The organism is Acidovorax sp. MR-S7, from assembly GCF_000400995.2.
Taxonomy (GTDB): Bacteria; Pseudomonadota; Gammaproteobacteria; order Burkholderiales; family Burkholderiaceae_C; genus MR-S7.
On record NZ_DF238891.1, the window covers coordinates 122,919 to 138,940 of the forward strand.

General features: G+C 59.6%; 10 protein-coding genes and 3 pseudogenes. 4 read left to right on the forward strand and 9 right to left on the reverse strand.

Annotation, left to right across the window (positions count from 1 at the left end):
* Positions 1-154 precede the first annotated feature (154 nt).
* Entirely contained in the window at positions 155-676 is a 522-nt protein-coding gene (locus AVS7_RS00610; RefSeq protein WP_049696815.1) for a Mov34/MPN/PAD-1 family protein, read from the reverse strand.
* Complete coding sequence (locus tag AVS7_RS24220) at positions 673-1,185, reverse strand: hypothetical protein (protein WP_024000713.1); 513 nt, start codon at positions 1,183-1,185, stop codon at positions 673-675. The genes AVS7_RS00610 and AVS7_RS24220 overlap by 4 nt, the downstream gene beginning before the upstream one ends.
* A gap of 33 nt (positions 1,186-1,218) precedes the next feature.
* Between AVS7_RS24220 and AVS7_RS24805 the strand changes: the two genes are divergently transcribed.
* From AVS7_RS24805 to AVS7_RS25410, 4 genes and pseudogenes are all read left to right on the forward strand, one after another.
* Entirely contained in the window at positions 1,219-1,431 is a 213-nt protein-coding gene (locus tag AVS7_RS24805; protein ID WP_020226566.1) for a hypothetical protein, read from the forward strand.
* 8 nt (positions 1,432-1,439) lie between these two features.
* Positions 1,440-1,667, forward strand: a complete 228-nt coding sequence (locus AVS7_RS00625; protein ID WP_024000714.1) for a hypothetical protein — start codon at positions 1,440-1,442, stop codon at positions 1,665-1,667.
* A 189-nt stretch (positions 1,668-1,856) separates the two neighbouring features.
* A pseudogene (locus AVS7_RS00630) lies at positions 1,857-2,369 on the forward strand (type III restriction endonuclease subunit R); the annotation flags it as partial.
* 317 nt (positions 2,370-2,686) lie between these two features.
* Positions 2,687-2,947, forward strand: coding sequence for a YkgJ family cysteine cluster protein (locus AVS7_RS25410; protein ID WP_082176260.1), 261 nt, complete (start codon positions 2,687-2,689; stop codon positions 2,945-2,947).
* A gap of 499 nt (positions 2,948-3,446) precedes the next feature.
* Here the strand turns inward: AVS7_RS25410 and AVS7_RS23425 are convergent, their stop codons facing one another.
* The 7 genes and pseudogenes from AVS7_RS23425 to AVS7_RS00660 all read right to left on the reverse strand — a co-directional run.
* Positions 3,447-5,114: a hypothetical protein gene (locus tag AVS7_RS23425; RefSeq protein WP_024000715.1), complete on the reverse strand. Its 1,668-nt coding sequence runs from the start codon at positions 5,112-5,114 to the stop codon at positions 3,447-3,449.
* Positions 5,111-7,798 (reverse strand): NERD domain-containing protein, encoded by a 2,688-nt coding sequence (locus AVS7_RS00635; protein WP_020226569.1) that lies wholly within the window; start codon positions 7,796-7,798, stop codon positions 5,111-5,113. The genes AVS7_RS23425 and AVS7_RS00635 overlap by 4 nt, the downstream gene beginning before the upstream one ends.
* Positions 7,795-10,347, reverse strand: coding sequence for an N-6 DNA methylase (locus tag AVS7_RS00640; RefSeq protein ID WP_024000716.1), 2,553 nt, complete (start codon positions 10,345-10,347; stop codon positions 7,795-7,797). The genes AVS7_RS00635 and AVS7_RS00640 overlap by 4 nt, the downstream gene beginning before the upstream one ends.
* A gap of 15 nt (positions 10,348-10,362) precedes the next feature.
* On the reverse strand, positions 10,363-12,777 hold the full coding sequence (gene hsdR / locus AVS7_RS00645; RefSeq protein ID WP_034689530.1) for an EcoAI/FtnUII family type I restriction enzme subunit R: 2,415 nt from the start codon (positions 12,775-12,777) through the stop codon (positions 10,363-10,365).
* Between the two features lie 9 nt (positions 12,778-12,786).
* Positions 12,787-13,110 (reverse strand): helix-turn-helix domain-containing protein, encoded by a 324-nt coding sequence (locus AVS7_RS00650; RefSeq protein WP_034689576.1) that lies wholly within the window; start codon positions 13,108-13,110, stop codon positions 12,787-12,789.
* Positions 13,111-13,639: 529 nt separating this feature from the next.
* Positions 13,640-14,131: pseudogene (locus AVS7_RS00655) on the reverse strand (ATP-binding protein); the annotation flags it as partial.
* Positions 14,124-15,014 (reverse strand): annotated as a pseudogene (locus AVS7_RS00660) (IS21 family transposase); the annotation flags it as partial. The pseudogenes AVS7_RS00655 and AVS7_RS00660, both read right to left, overlap by 8 nt.
* Between the last annotated feature and the right edge of the window lie 1,008 nt (positions 15,015-16,022).

A 16,022-nucleotide genomic window follows, 5' to 3' on the forward strand; every position in this document is an offset into this window, starting at 1 on the left:
GAGTTTGACCGGTAAGTGACTGCAGCGCGCGAAAGCAGTCGTTCCCGGTCAGGCGAATAGTCGTGCGACTATGCCAGGGCAACCCAGTCTGAACAGCGCATCCTTCAGGAGTTGGCAAAGCATGGCGATGACAAGCGCGACGCCGATGCTCATGTCAGGTTTCCTCCGGGTTCGCGCTGAGAATCCATCGGCGAGCGGCCTCACTGGAGACGCTCCACACCGCGAGACCTGCCGCGCTTGGTGCCCGACCCACGATCATCATCAGCAGCGCGTTGCTGTTCAACTGCGAACTGGCGACCAGACGGCGCATGGCGTCGTCGTCGAGCCCCGAAGCGCAGGGGTAGTCTTCAGCGTGCGTGTGCCACTCGCCCAGGTACAGTAGCCCTCGCTTGTGTCGGTCTTCGATCGCGCGCTGGGCGGCAGCGGGGTTGGATCGGTAGCGATACCTGGAGCGCTCGTCGCCGGCATACGGGCCGGAGGCCTCGGTCACGCAGACCTGTGCGGCATTGAGCGTGCCGAACAGCTGGCCGCCAGCCTCGGTCGCCCAAGGGGTGGACTGACGGTGTCGGCTGACGTGTTGCAAGGCCAGTCGGGAAATCGAAAGGGCTTGAGAGGTGTCGGCGAGATGCCCGACGATCGAGTGCTTGGGCATCGGCTTTGCAAACAAACAGATCATGGCCAGACAAATTCGCGCACCGTCAGCTGGTCGGTGAAGGTCTCTCGTAGTATGCCGCCGTTGGCTTCTACCACTGCGGGGTCGCCCATCCACACGCGGCGACACGAGGCAGGCACCTTGTCCAGCAGCGTATCGAGTGCCAACCCGGCCGCCATCCCTACCGTAGGGTGCAAATCGATCACGCCATGCGGCTGAAAGCTGTTGCCGCACCCAGCCTCCACGATGAGTGCCCCGGATTCATCCGGCCAATCCGTCAACCGGAAGTTCGGCCGCTCCTCGCCGTCAAACCCCGCCAGGATCGACGCTTGGCCGTAGAGCAAAACGGCATGCCCTGCGGCTGCATAGGCCTCGGTCCAGGTGCTGAGGTGAGCCGGGGGGCGTGCTAGGCGTCGTCGCCAATGGTCTAGCGCACCAGTCGCGAACCTTCGGAGGCGCAGCGAAGCTACTACGCCAAACTCCTGGAAATCGAGACGCGACTGTGCCAGGAAGGCATTGACCTGGAGGTTCACCCTTCGTGGAAGTGGCAGCGCCTGAGCTGGGCCATGGGGGTGAGCCTGGTGGCGCCGCTGGAAGTTCGGAACGAACGGGAAGTTGCCCAGCTGGCGCACTTCGCACGCCAACTCATCCTGCGGCAAACCACTCTGGACAAGGAGTTCCCGGGTTTTGTGTATGACAGGGCATCCTGGCTGCACGATCAAAGATTCGCCCCCACGTCCTTTGATGCCGTTATTGCCCCGCTTGCGGGCAAGCGTTGAGGTGGTTCATGACTTCCAACGAAGACATCACCTCCCTCACCGCGCTCGTGCAACGCATGGTTGATGAGTCAGGCAACTCGCAGGGCTTTGATATACGGGCCTGCTTGGAGCACGGGTTGGTGAGCCTTATCTCCGGACTCGGCCAAAGGCGCCCCCTGGGCGTCTTGAAAGAGCCCGGTGGCCTGGAACTGCTGCGCGGCATGCTGCTGCAGGCGCAATCCGGCACATTCTCTTAAGCGCAGGCACCTTCCCATTCGCCGAGCCTGCCATGCCCTGCGAGCACCAACCCCTCTACGTTCCGGCATCCACGCCCCGCAGCGCCGACGTGATCCTCTACCTAGACCTCGATGGCGTGGTCCACCACGAGAAAGTGCTCTGGCATCCCAGCAAGGGCATCTACATGAGCCCCTACAAAGCCGCAGGGCACCCCGTTCGTGGAATCCACGCGCGGCCCTGTGCCCTTCAAGAACGTCGTGATGGACTACCCACTGGCGCGGGCGATGGAAGACGGCTTCGTCAAAGAGCCTGCGGCCGTGACCCAGCGCAATTTCGACGCCAAGGCGCACTCGGCTGAAGAGATCGAAAAGATCAAGCTGGAAGATGGTGTTCGCCTGCACGAGACCACCAAGGTCGAGTTGCTGACCTATGCCCGAGAGAACGGCGTGAAGGTGGTCAAGCCCTTCATGCTCGTGATCGCACGCGACACCACGCATGCCTCGCAGCTGAAGACGCTGATTGAGTCATCGGCCTTCTATGAAGGGCGCTATGCGGACAAGGTGATTCAGGTGGACTCCAGCCGCACGGGGGCCGAAGAGGAGGAGATGATCTCCAAGCTCCTGGCGGTTGAGAGCGTGGACGAACCCACCGAGATCGTCATCCACGTCAACATGCTCAAAGAGGGCTGGGACGTGACGAACCTCTACACCATCGTGCCCCTGCCCCTGTACTCACCCAGGGCGCGCAACGTCGCCAGTTGCTGCGCGTCGAAGCGCAGCTTGGCGAGGTAGTCTGGCGAGAGTGATTGCATGCAGCAGCATCCGGACGAGGAAGAATAGGGTAATACTACCGCATATTGGGGTATGTTTGATCTTCATTACCCCAATAACTCGATGATTACCCCATTCATTCCTGTCGGATCAGCTTGCGGACTCCGGTTCGTCGGGATCGGTCGGAGCCGCGCCCGGCGCTGTCCCCTTGACGGGCCTCTCTGCCTCAATGCGCTGGGGCTTCAGCCTGTGTGCCGGTTTGCCTTGCGATGCGGTGCCGTAGGTGTGGGCTGTGTTGCGAGCAGGTACATCGGTCGCCTGAAACCGCGTTCCTGGACGGTGGCAACGGCAGTTGCAGACATTTCGATGCAACCAGCCGGCATTGCACAATCTATGCGTCGCGGCCCGACATCTGCCGGGTCGACCGACAGTATGTGCTGCGATTTCACACCCAGTGCACCTGGGATGAGTTCGTGGCGATCAACATCCGGGCCTGCAGGCAACTGGCAGAGCTGCATGAAGATGTCTGACACTGATTCGACCTTTGGTTGGCAACTGCGCCGAGAATCGCTCTGCGGTCAACTCTCACCTTGAACCTTGAGTTCATGCACCGCGTCCATCCACCAACTTGAAGCTTGATGGTGGCGACCAGTGCCCGCCGCCTGCTCAGTGCCCTGTGAGACATACAAGGGCATGCACACACTGAATGCCCGCAGGGCGCACGCTTCCGGTCACTTGCATACCTCACCTTTGGTATCCGTAATCGCTGCAGAACTGACCTCCGGCATGGCAGCTCCAGGCTGATTGAAGCCATCCAAATCAAGGCTACCAGCGACCGCTAGCGGGCTGAACCAGTCATCACCTGAACCCAATATGCTTGCCGGGACGCTTGCTCGCTAGGTTTTCCTGGCGCACTTGATAGGACCCCAACCGGGTAGAGGTTGCAATTTTGGTTGCGGGTGATTGACCATGTGCTGATTGGCCTCCCGAGCTTATGAGCATTGGCGCGGGTTGTTCCGGAATCGTTTTTCACGCTGCGCTGATCGCGACTGCGCGCCATCCGTATCTATCCTCTTTCGGGTGCTTCGCGTACACCAGTACGGCAACCACGGTATCGACTTCCGGCGGGACCGTCTCAACCATAAAAGGAGGGACAAAGGCATCATCGACAAAAGCGAACCCCTTGGGGTTCCTCTTCAAGTGACCCGTTGTCATCTTGACATCAGCATCTGGACGAGGACCTGGTTCAACGGCGAAAAGGTCCCTTCGGCCCGTCTTGCGGTTCTCAGTCACCCGAAAACGAACGCCTTCGCCGACTTTGGGGGAGTGTGACCCGATCCAAGCCTCGCCGTCGATTCCAACCTCAAGGTCCCGATCAACAAAGACTCTTGCCCGCCTATCATCTGCTGCCTCGCGGGTTACCAGACCCTTCCCCGAATCGGTGCAGTCCCAGCTGGCCCCGTCCGACCGAACCGAAACTTGAACAATTGCGTCGCGATCACTGTCCCGCTGCCTGCCGAGAACTAGCGTTACGGGATCTCCGATCTTGATATTCCTGCAACGAACGCCCGGGCCAACAATACTGACCGACGCACCATTGGATTCACGTATAGCGAAACGAGGAAGAGGTCGGACCTTCCTTCCCGGCTCAGCATCCTTGGGCTGCTGCGGCACGATCGTTCCCAAATAGGTCGCAGGTTTCACATCCACAGAATCGAAACACAGTACCAGTGCGTCCTGGGAGTGGTGGGCGTAGAAGTCTCTTGCCCTTTCAGCACCTTGTGCTGACGGGTCATACCAACTGCTGTTGATCAGGTCCTGAAGTTCCGCATCGATTCCCCAACCTTGTTCTTGCCGGAGCGATATCACCGACGCCAGTTCGCTGCTTGCCTGAGCAAACTCACCACGATCTGCCAACATCTGGGCAAGCTCACGGTGAACCTTCACAGTGAATTTGGGGTCTGATCCGCATTCCAATGCCCGGCACGCGCACGCTAATGCGAGGTCTGGCTGCTCCTCTGAATACAGTCTCGCCGCCTCGGCCCATACCCAAAACTCATTTCTCTTCGCCTTGATGACTGGACCAAGAACTCCGGCTGCCTCGGCATGGCGATGGACGCGCCGCAGTAGATAAACTCTGTCCCAATCCATCCATAGGGCATCGTCACCCTCGGCCACAGGCCGCACGCGGTCGATCCATTCAAGCGCCAGATCAATATCCTCTTGGGCCGCATCAGGGAATGCCTTCATCCACTTCGCCAAGCCACGGGCAATTCCAAGGGCGATGGGCGGAAAACGATTTTCATCGAGCTGGTTGTACTGCCAATCTTCCGCACCGAGGCCGTCGAAGCCCACCCACCGTATAAACCCAGGGAAGAATGGAAAGTGCGGAGCGATCTTCGACAACTCGCGCAAGATGTTGGAGAGCGCGTTATCTGGCCGGCGCTTCGGTTGCCGCGCGTAGCGGCGTAACGCCTGATGAATTTGATTGATAACCGCATTGGGGGCTGGCTGCCCTCCTTTGAGCTTGGAAACTATGGAAGACACGTAGTTCTTGACCAAACCATAGAACGCCCAGTCAATCTGCGTCCGCAGTTTGAAGTCATCGGGATCGTCAGCAAGCTCCTGGAGACCAAGGTCAACAGCCTCTTGGAAACGCCCAGATTTGCGGAGCGCTTGTATGTCTGCCCACGTCATTGGAAAACAGACCTTATCGTTTCAACGGACTCTGGACTGCTGCACGTCAACGGGCGCAAGCTGGAAACGAGCCCCTGCTTGTCGAAGTTGATCTCAAGACCGACTCGCTCATCTTGGTTGCGAGCAACCGTTATTGCTAAGCGATACGAAGTCTCGGCGGCAGATACGACCGTCCAGCCAATTTGATCCAAGCGCGACCGTGTAGATCGGAGCAAGGCTGCAGCCTCTGGTGCATAGTCGTTCGTCAAGAGGCATTCAAAGGCCAGGTCGGAAAGCAAACCCCAGTGCTCGGGTTCTTTCACGTGCATGGCCGTGACGACATTTTTCCCGTTGTAGGCGATCCGCAGTAGGCAGTGTTCGCCCTGTGGCCCAGAAAGGTCATACTGCTCCTGGTAGGGGTGACAGGCCGCTTTTACGACCCGCCAGCCAAACCGCTCTGCGGCGTTGACGACACGAAGCCAGATGGCGACGGACTTGAGAACATCTTTTGATTGGTCGAGCCCCTCGGGCAAGCTGCGTTGCTGATCTCTTTCGGACGCGATTCCGTTGGGCTGAAATACCCAGCCTGCACCCACTGCGATGTCAGCAGCCACCTTGACAGCACCTGCTTTCCAGACAGCAGCGTCGAAGGGGTGGATATCCGTGAAATTCAACAAAACCACTTCACGCTCGGCGACAGTGATTGCCGAGTACAACCAACGGAAGAATCCTTCCGAGTGGCGGCCAGCGGCGTGATCGCAATTCACGTAGCAAATCGGCTGTGACATGCCTTGGGCATGGTGAACCGTGGATGCATAGCCATAACGGGCATAGGTGAAATCTGGCGCGGCTGGTGGCGGGGGCGGCACCTCTATTCCCTGCAGCGCTGCCTGCTTGCCGCCGAACGCTTTCTCTCTGTCGCGCTTTGCGGCATTTCGCCAGACGCTTTCGGCAACCGCCGTCTCTTTGTCCAACTCTGGCTTTTCCGCCCGTAGGAACTCCTCGAATACCTCAAGTTCAATCTCGTCGCGCCGATCGACCCTACACCTGAGGGAATGGAACTTGACCGGGCCGCTCTTTACCCAGCTCAAGCCTTGTTGGTACACGGATCGTTTGCCAACACTCGCGACCGTCAGGCGCCCACCGGACTGCACGGCTACCCTTGAGCCGAATGCATCGCGCACATCAGGGCTCACGTAAACTTCCAGCAGGTCGCCCGCCTCCACCGTGTCCAGGAGCTTCTTGCCGTGCAAGCGCTCACGAATCCACTGGGTCAATGCGTTGGCCTGGCCATGTGTCTCGGCCAGATACCAGACTGAACTTGGGTCTGCTTGGAAGTGATCCAGCATCTCATTGGCTGCATCCTTCTTATCGAGAACACTGAAACCCTCATCAGTTTCCAGTTCCAAAGCAGCAAATTTCTGGGCACGGATGGCGGTTACCAGCTTCTCTGCGTTGGCAAGTTTGGCCGAATCAAGTCTCTTGCCGATAAGTTGTTGAAGCTCTAGCGATTGGTGCTTCAGTTCACGTGACTTCTGGAAGTCGCCCGAAAGCACGGCACCCTCGCTGCCGCCGCGCTGAATCTGATACGGATCGCCGAAGAAGACAACCTTGCGCGCTCCCTTTCCGAAGGCAGCGAAGTCGAAGAAGTCCGACAACAACTGGCCGCTGCCATATTGTTTGCCGTCAGGGGTCGAGAATCTCGAGTTACTCAGCAGGTGGGCGTCGTCCAGAAGGTAGACGCAGTCGGCCTCGTCATCGCAGGCGCGCAACGGAATGACTTTGAGCTTCTTCTGTTCTGCCTCGTTTTCCGGTTCATCATCCCCGTTCACGCTACCCGTGTAGAGATGCCCGTAGATGCTGCTGGACTCCACCTCGGCGCCATCGGCGAGGCGCCGGTTAGGTTGCAACACGATGACTTGCTTGCCCGCCTTCTTGACCTCGTCGGCCAACTCGGCAAGCAGACGACTCTTGCCGGTCGATGTCATACCCAGAACTGAAAGACTGACAGAGTCGTCCGCAGCGACGAAGCTGCTCAGGGTCTGCAAGGCCTCGCGTTGATGTCCGGTCAGCGGCGTGCGCGCCTGAGGTTGATCCCGACGCGAGTGAATATCGCGAACCTGTGGGCGACTGGAGGCCCATTCAATCGGCTGAACGCCCAGCCTGCGGACGATCTCCAGCGCTTCGTCGCGAGCAATCCTCAACTCGGGAGACGACAGGCCATCGAGCATGACGGCGCAGTTGGCCAAATCCGACGGGTAGAACCAGGAGCGAACCTTGGAGGGAAGCTCCAACTGATCTTCAATCCCGCCAGAAAAGATGACACCGGCAGAAATATGACCCAGGTTGCGCCCGGACAGCAGCGCCTTGGATTGCAGCCAATCCAGAACGGAGAACTTGTTGTCACGCAACTGCTGGTAGGGGTTGGCCTTCCGGCCGCCCTTGACTATCACGCCATCGGCCTGCCAAGGCCCGTTCTCGGTGCCGGTCAGCGTGCCGCCGTAACCCTTGAAGTCGGCCACGATGATGGCCGATGGCAGGATGCAGACCAAGTCGATTTCGGCACCGTTCCACATCGCGTTTGCAACGGCAACAATCCAGTCGGTACTGTCTGCCCAACGGTCTTCCAGCCGCTCCAGAAAGACCTGGAGCATCTGGTTCTCGTGCGTGCGGCTGGCCTTCTCGCCATAAACGAGGAGGGTCATTCCTGCTCTCCTGGAATATCACCATCAAACACCCGCTCCAGCGTTGCCGGCAGCAGGGCAGCGTTGGCGGTGCGCAGGCTTGCGTGTTGGGCCTTGAGGGCGGCGACCTCGGCTTGCAGGCGGTTGAAGGATTCCTGGATGGGCAATGGCGGTACGGGGACTTCAATCGCTTCCAGATTGGCGGCAACCAGAGTGCGGTTGCGCGCGGCGGTACCGGGTGAGGCCGCATAGACCTTGGCAAACCCTTCGTCCGTCATGAAGTAGTAGGCAAGAAACCCTGGAACGGCCTTCGCCGGGTCTGCGCAGCAGGTCAGCATTCTGTGATTGCCGACACAACCGTGATCCTCTGGCTTAGCGAGGGCAATGCCCTGCTCCCACGCCATGATGTTGCTGAAGATCAGGTCGCCTTCCTCCACCCGAAACATCTTTTGCCAAGTGAACTCCGAACCAGCGACTGTGCGGCGATGGAACGTGCCTTTGTAAAAGCTCCGCACTCCCAGTTCGGTGTAACTGGCTTCCAGATCGATGGCCACCTCGCGCCTTACCAGCGGCGCGACTTCTGACATCGGTCGCAGCGGGGCGTTGGCAATGGCGTCGCGAAAACTCACTGCGAGCAGCAAATCTCCATCATTTTCGATTGACTCCAGACTTGCCTTAATTACCTGAACTTTGTTGGCAAGTGAACGAAGCCGAAGCAAGTTCGATTCATCCTCGTTACCAGGCGACAAGTTGATATCGTTGCTCGTGAAAAGCCTAGCGATCTGGTCCTCGTGCTTGAAGATTCTTTCAATGACTACGGATGGAGCTACATCTTCTAGGGAGCGCCTAGCACTCGGATTTTTGATATCGAGGTTGTAAATAGGCCAGTACAACGCATCGCCTTCGGCCTGCGCCGACTTGGCAGCCTGTTCATGGGCCTGTTGCTCGCTCTTGAGCGCCTTCAGGCGGTCTTGCAGTTCGGCCTTCTGGCCATTGGCAGCAGCCTGAACGGCCTGTTCCAACTCACGAATAGGCTTGCCCAGCGCAATGGCGGCATTGCGTTCGCTTTCCGCCCGTTGCCAGTGCGGCGTGGCGGCTTCAACGGCAGCGGCACGTTTGGCCGCGAAATCCACCTTCCATGCCTGCGGGCCTTCTTCACGGTCGTTCCACCACTCCAGGGCGGGGGCAAATTCCTCAAACTGCAGGGGCGCCGTCTTGCTGTATTTCTTGCGCCCTTCTGGCAATGGCAGTTCGTAGTACCAGATGGTGTCGGTGGGGCCACCACGTTCAAAGAACAGCAGGTTGGCCGGGATGTCGGTGTAAGGCGCGAACACCCCTTGCGGCAGGCGCACGATGGTGTGGAGCTTGAACTCCTTGAGCATTTCCTCCTTGATGACGGCGCTGATGCCGTCGCCAAACAGGGTGCCATTGGGCACGACCACGGCGGCGCGGCCACCGCGATCAGCCGGCTTGCCACCCGGCACGGGCGCACCCGCTACCCGCAGCTTGCGCATGATGTATTGCAGGAAGAGCAGCGCGGTTTCCGCCGTCTGCATATTGGGCGGGAAGTTGGCCTTGATGCCGGCCTCCTCCTCACCGCCGAAGGGCGGATTGGTGAGGATGACGTCCACCCGCTCGCTGTGGCCGATCTCATTGACCCGGCGCTCGAGCGTGTTGCCATAGGCGATCTGCGGGGCCTCCAGACCGTGCAGCAGCAGATTCATCTGCACCAGCATGTAGGGCAGCGGCTTGGCCTCCTGACCGAATAGGGTGTTCTGCTGCAGCACCCGGCGTTGGTCGGGCGTGCTGACCTGCGGCGCGATGTGGTCATAGGCCTCGACCAGAAAGCCGCCGGTGCCGCAGGCCGGGTCGAGCACCGTCTCACCCAGGCGCGGGTCGGTGACCTGGACCATGAAGCGCACGACCGGGCGCGGGGTGTAGAACTCACCGGAATCGCCAGCGGCATCACGCATTTCGCGCAGCATCGACTCGTACAGGTGCGAGAGGGTGTGGATTTCTTCGCTGGCGCTGAAGTGGATGCCGTTGATCTTGTTGACGATGTCGCGCAGCAGATAGCCGCTGACCATGCGGTTCTGCACGCCCTTGAACACGTTGGCAATGACTTCGCGCTGGCTGCCTTTTTCTCCGTCGCCAGCCAAGCCGCGCAAGTAGGCAAACAGACCCTTGCCGACCGTTCCATCGACACGGATGGCCGCTTCCTGGCTGATGAACGCCAGCAGTTCATCACCGGTGATGCCGTCATCACGGGCGGCCCAGTCGCGCCAGCGGTAAGGGGCTTCAATAATGGGCTTGTAGCGCTTACCGTCGAGTTCAGCCTCTTCCTCATGGACCGTTTCAAGGTCGTCGAGAAACTTGAGGAACATCACCCAGGTGAGCAAGGGCAGACGATCCACGTCGCCATTGAGGCCCTTGTCCTTGCGCAGGATCTTGCGGGCGCTGCCGATCAAAGCAGACAGATTTTCACGGGTGGTGAGCGGTGCCTTGGTTTTGCGTGGCGCGCGGGTCTTTTTCTCGCCCGACGTTATTGCCTTCGTGGCTGATTTGGCCATTGGATGCGGTTCTCGTTATTGGTATAGCGCGGTCTGCAGCCGGGAGACAGCGTCCTTCATGCCGCGCACACCGCCGAAGTGACGGGTGGCGATCTCGGAAGGACTGCCGTAGCGATCGAAGGGCTGGACCTTCATCAGCTCGGACAGCGCATTGAATTGCAAAATGCCACGCTCGATGTAACGGTCGAGCAGCAGCGTGAGGATTTCGCGGGCTGTGTCACCGTGCTGGGCGAACAGGTCTTGCGTCTTGCGCTTGGCGGCTTCAGCACGCTGGCGGCGGGTCAGCAATGGCGCATTCCAGGCCAGGTGGCACAGCAGGTCAAAGGGATCTGCGTCAGGCTGCTCACTGCTGCTGGCCAGCTCCGCGAAGCTGATGCCGCGTTCGGTCAGCTCGCGCAGCACTTCAGAACGGGTATCGGGATTGGCCCAGGCCGATTGCAGTGCCTCGCGCGTGGGATAAAGCGTGCGCACAGCGCGGCCGGAATAGTCGGTGTACTTCACCACCTGCAGCTTTTTGCCATCGGTGTCGAGGTCATAGACCAAGTGGCCGATGACTTCGACTTCGCCGCCGTCGATGTAGAACTTGCGCGGCTCGACAGGTGGCTCGGTGATGATGATGCCGGTGTCTGGTCCGATCTGCTCTTCGGGCAGTTCGTACTCCACCGGTACTTCTTCCTGCGGCGCTTCAACCTCGGCCTCAGTGATGCCCACCTGTTCCCCGGCTTCATCGATGATCACTTCCTCAATACGCGCCGGATCACCATCAAAGTCCGGATCGGCAAAGTGGCTGGTGGCCGTGCCGGTGAAATCGATGATGTTGAAGTATTCCTTGCCATAGTCCACCTTCAGCCGCGTACCACGGCCGACGATCTGCTTGAACTCGGAGCGGGAACCCACAACGCGCGCAAGCACCACGTTCTTGACCATCTCGGCATCCACGCCGGTGGTCAGCAATTGAGAAGTGGTGAGGATGACGGGCGTGGGCTTGTCCACGTCCTGAAAGTGGGACAGATGGGTGAGGCCGATGGCACCTTCATCGGCCGTCACACGGCAAACGTAATCGGGGTACTGCTTGACGAGGTCGCTGTTCAGGTTAAGCAATTCCTGGCGCATCTCGGCCGCGTGTTCCTGGTCGACGCAGAAAATCAGGGACTTGGCAAAGCGGTCGGTGCCCTTGAGCAGGTCGGTCAGATGCCTCGCCATCGCCCTTGTGCGGGAACGAAGGGCCACGACACGCTCGAAATCCTTGGTCTGATACTCGTCGTCGGGCACTTCGCGGCCATAACGATCCAACTCATCCTTGCTGGGTCGCCAGCCTGCAGCGTCGACCGTTGTGATGACGCGATGCACGCGGTATGGGGCCAGGAACCCATCTTCGATGCCTTGGCGCAGGCTGTAGGTGTAGACCGGGTTGCCGAAGTATTCGTAGCTGTCGCGAGACTCTTCGCGCAGCGGCGTGGCTGTCATGCCGAACTGAACTGCAGGCTCGAAATAGTCCAGCACCGCGCGCCAGGCACTTTCGTCACGGCTGGAGCCCCGATGGCATTCATCGATGATGATGAGGTCGAAAAAGTCAGGACGGTACTGACGGAACACATCGGCGCTGGCGGTGGTCAGCGCCTGATAGATGCCGAAATACATATCCCGGCTTTGGCTGGTGTCGCCACCGGCGATCTTGTGCCGAGCGTCGCCAAAGGGTGCGAACATCTTGGCCATCGGGTCGTCCACCAGGATGTTGCGATCAGCCAGAAACAGGATCTTGGGGCGGCGGTACTCCCCAGTCCGGTTCCAGCGGCTGTTCCACAACTTCCAGCAGATCTGGAAAGCGACGCAGGTCTTGCCGGTGCCAGTGGCCAGGGTGGCCAGGATGCGTTTCTGCCCGAGCAAGATTGCTTCGATCACCCGATTGATGGCGATCTGCTGGTAATAGCGCGGCACCTTGCCAGAGATCAGGTTGAACGGCTCCAGCACATGCGCAGCGGCGTCTTGGGGCAGATGGGTGGCGGCTGAAAGGCGGGTAAACAGTTCATCAGGCGTGGCATAGCGATCCACCTCGCGCTCGGTGCCGGTGGTGTAGTCGATCTCGATGATGCGGTGGCCATTGGTCGCGTACGCGAACTTGAGACCGAGAATCTCAGCGTACTCGCGCGCCTGCTGCACACCGGTTTCAGCTGGGAGACCAATCTCCTTGGCCTCCACCACAGCCAGGGGATAGTCACGCCGGTGGTACAGCAAGTAGTCGGCCCGCTTCTGTTTGCCGCGCCGCACCTTGCCCCCGGCCACGATGATGCGACCGTTGGTAAAAGTGCGCTGCTCGCCAATGGCGTGTGGAGCAGTGCCCCAGCCAGCCTCGACCAATCGGGGGGTCACGAACTCGCGGCAGGTGTCTGCTTCGGTGATCACGCCATCTCTCATTGACTCCCCCTTCATATTCGTCCTTCAATCAATCAGGATCTTGAAACTGGTCGCCAGCGCCATCGGCTCGATTTCGCGTACGTTCTTCTTCAGTGCCACCAACCCATAGCTTTCCATCATCCGCAACGTGCGTGAAAGATTCGGTACTTGGCGCCCAGTGAGCTCCGCCAACTCGGTCAACGACTTGGGCCGCTTGTCACGGATGAGGCGCAGCAGGGATTGGTTGTCCTCCGACAGCACCGCAGCCATGGTGGCCATCGACGGAAACCAGACCGACGGAATATCTTTTTGAGCAACTGCCCGCTGCGATTCACCAGGGCGACGAATACCGACAATGCAGCGCTTCATATCGGATGTCCTGATCGGCATGACATAAGGCTTTCATCTTATCAATGTGGCACAACTGCAGCCAGCTTTGATGGACAAAAGCTTGGCGACCTGATTGTTCAGCGCGTGAATGGTGGCGTCGTCCACCGACCAATCAGCCCCGCGACGAACACCAGGACCACCGCTCTCGATATCGACCTTCGGCGCCTACCGAGGATCCTCGACAAGATCGAGGCCCCGCGAGAACTGGCCGACGACCATTTTGGCAGCGGCCAAGAGGTCATCCACCGGGACCAAATCGCTGACCTCAGTCAGCTCCAAGCGTTGGGATAAGCAGCAAGCGATCTACTACGGTCAGGGCAATTGAGGGAAGGCGATGAAGGACGTGCTTCGGGCGTTTGCGAGATTCAAAGACCGCTTGCATCAGTTAGCGTGAGTTTGGCTCGCCCAGGCGACAGACCGCAATCGCTGCAAACTGACCGTCCAGAGCGGCAGGCTAAAGCCAAAAGCGCAGCGGCATGGCCAAGCTGACATGTCACCCTATATCGGTCATCCGCATCAAGCTCATGGCTATGCGCCCCGGATTGCCCTTGGCCTTCTCCTGCTCCAACGCATTGACCAGATCCACCGTCGAGTAAAACCGCACACGTTTGGAATGGTGCGTCAGTCCATTAATTCCCAGCGCAGTTGCCAAGTGGGTTTTGCCGGTACCAGGACCACCAATCAGGACCACGTTCTGAGCGTCTTCAGTGAAGCTCAGGTCCGCCAATTTCTTGATCAGCACCTTATCCACGGGGGATGCCTCGAAGTCGAAGCCAGCGAGGTCTCGGTGAATCGGGAAGCGTGCCGCCTTCATCTGATGGGCGATGGATCGCATATGCCGATCCACGTCCTCCGCTTGAAGCAGGTGCTCGATCAGCCAGCGCGAGCTCTGAATCGTGGAGCCGCCATCCTGTTCCATAAGGTCAGCCCAGGCGCTGGCCATGCCATTCAAGCGCAGGGCCTTGAGCTCGCTTTGCACATCGCGTTTGGATTCAGACATGAATGGCCCCTTGGTTATCGTTGTGGATGGGGCGCAAACGGTCGTAGCGTGCGGTATCTGCCAGAGGGAGATTGGTCAGTTGCAAGGTGGTTTTGGCATGCTCCGGCCTGGGTGGCGCGTTCAGCCTGGCCAGCACATTGCGCACATGCTCAGCACTGACACTTCCGTTGGGCGTGGCACCTTCAAGGACAAGATCAACCGCCACCAGTACTGCGTCCAAGCCCGCCTGCGGCACGCTGGCCAGCACCTGTGCCATGGTGCGGTCACCGCCTGGGTGCCTCAGAAGAGATTTGCGCAAGCGCTGCAAGGGCTCGGGCAAGTCCAGGAACGGTGCGCCGTTGCGCAGGGCTCCAGGCTTGCGCTGCACCAGTTCAATCTAGTGCTGCCAGTCATAGGTGACTTGGCCACTGCCCGGCGTGCGGGCGTGGCTGGCGATGATGGTTTGCGCGCAAGCAATGTCCACCCGATTGGGGTACAGGCGCGTGCTCACTAGGTGCCCCGCCCATTCGCAAGGAACGGAGTAGCGGTTGCGCGCCACCGCCACCAGGCAGGTGCTGCTCACCCGCGCGGGCTTCTCCACATACCCATCAAACAGCACAGGCATGGACATGAGGTGGGGGCGCTCTAACTCCAGCATCTCTGCCACCGTGAACTGCTTGTGGATCGGATGCACGGTGTCTGCCCACACCGAACGACACCGCTCGCCCAGCCATGCATTGAGTTCCGCAAACGATCCGAAGCGCCTGCTGGCGGCCTCGATCCAGATTCGCCTGCGACTGTCCTGCACGTTCTTCTCCACCACCCCTTTCTCCCAGCCCGAGGCGACGTTGCAGAAGTCCGGATCAAACAGGTAGTGGCTGCACATGGCCGAGAAGCGCGCATTGTCGTCTGCTTGAGCGTTTATCACCGAAAGCTCGGATTCAGCTTCATCAAGACGTCCGAGGGCGGCGAGCGCATAGGCACGGTTGCCCCGGAGCGACAGGTCGCTCGCATCAGCGGTGAGCCCCTTATCCGCAGCCCCTAGTGCCTTCTCGAACGTCCCCAGAGCGCCGCAGACGAATGATTGCAGTGTCCTTGGCCGACTTGAGAAGGGCTCCTCCTCACTCCAGCACTCCGTCAGCTCGGATGCGGCTTCAAAATCGGTCTGCATCAGCGCTCGCAGCGCGCGGCCTTCAAACACCCCGTTCGGCGCTCGGCGCAGTAGGGCTTCGTCGACCTCAATTCCCAGGAATTCTTGATTCGTGATGGCTTGAGCCAACACGTTGTCGTTAGGGTGTTCAAGGGCGAGCCTGAACAGCTTGCGTGCCTCCTTGAACTTTCCATTCCAAAGCTCTGCGCCTCCAATTGCGCCGGCGAGCTCGCTCACATCGCGTGGGTTGAACACTTTCGAGTTCAGCGCACGTTGTGCTTTGCGCAGTTGCACGGACGGGGCCCCAGCTGCTTGCGCGGTTGCAATCTCCGATGCCATCAGCCAAGGGTCCACGGAGGCTTTCGGGATTCTTCGGATGAAGGCGTGCGCTCTGTCCTCTTCTCCAACATGCATCCAGAACCGTATGAGCGCCCGAATGACGTGGACTGACTCAGGTGAAACTTGATGGGCAGCCAACAAAGCGCGATGAGCCGCCTTACGCTTTCCCTGGGCAAGATGATGTTGAGCCAGGTCGACCAGCGCGATGACATCGTTTGGCGTGTGCCGCAGAAGAGCGCGCAGGGCGTGCACATCTGTGGCGGATGGAGAGTTCTTCCATACGGCGTCTGTGCTACTGCCGGCGTTGATGATTTCTCGAGCCACAAGCTGCATGGCTGGTGTCGCATCGGGTAGAACAGCTTGGTCAGCGCCTCGTCGCTGGGGAACGAGCCCCGGATCTTGGTCAGCTTCCTCAGGCTCATG

Coding starts and splice junctions, on each gene's coding strand:
- AVS7_RS23425 (WP_024000715.1), bottom strand. CDS start 5,114: ATGACGTGGGCAGACATACAAGCGCTCCGCAAATCTGGGCGTTTCCAA.
- AVS7_RS25410 (WP_082176260.1), top strand. CDS start 2,687: ATGCGGTGCCGTAGGTGTGGGCTGTGTTGCGAGCAGGTACATCGGTCG.
- AVS7_RS00610 (WP_049696815.1), bottom strand. CDS start 676: ATGATCTGTTTGTTTGCAAAGCCGATGCCCAAGCACTCGATCGTCGGG.
- AVS7_RS00635 (WP_020226569.1), bottom strand. CDS start 7,798: ATGACCCTCCTCGTTTATGGCGAGAAGGCCAGCCGCACGCACGAGAAC.
- AVS7_RS00640 (WP_024000716.1), bottom strand. CDS start 10,347: ATGGCCAAATCAGCCACGAAGGCAATAACGTCGGGCGAGAAAAAGACC.
- hsdR (WP_034689530.1), bottom strand. CDS start 12,777: ATGAAGGGGGAGTCAATGAGAGATGGCGTGATCACCGAAGCAGACACC.
- AVS7_RS00650 (WP_034689576.1), bottom strand. CDS start 13,110: ATGAAGCGCTGCATTGTCGGTATTCGTCGCCCTGGTGAATCGCAGCGG.
- AVS7_RS00625 (WP_024000714.1), top strand. CDS start 1,440: ATGACTTCCAACGAAGACATCACCTCCCTCACCGCGCTCGTGCAACGC.
- AVS7_RS24805 (WP_020226566.1), top strand. CDS start 1,219: ATGGGGGTGAGCCTGGTGGCGCCGCTGGAAGTTCGGAACGAACGGGAA.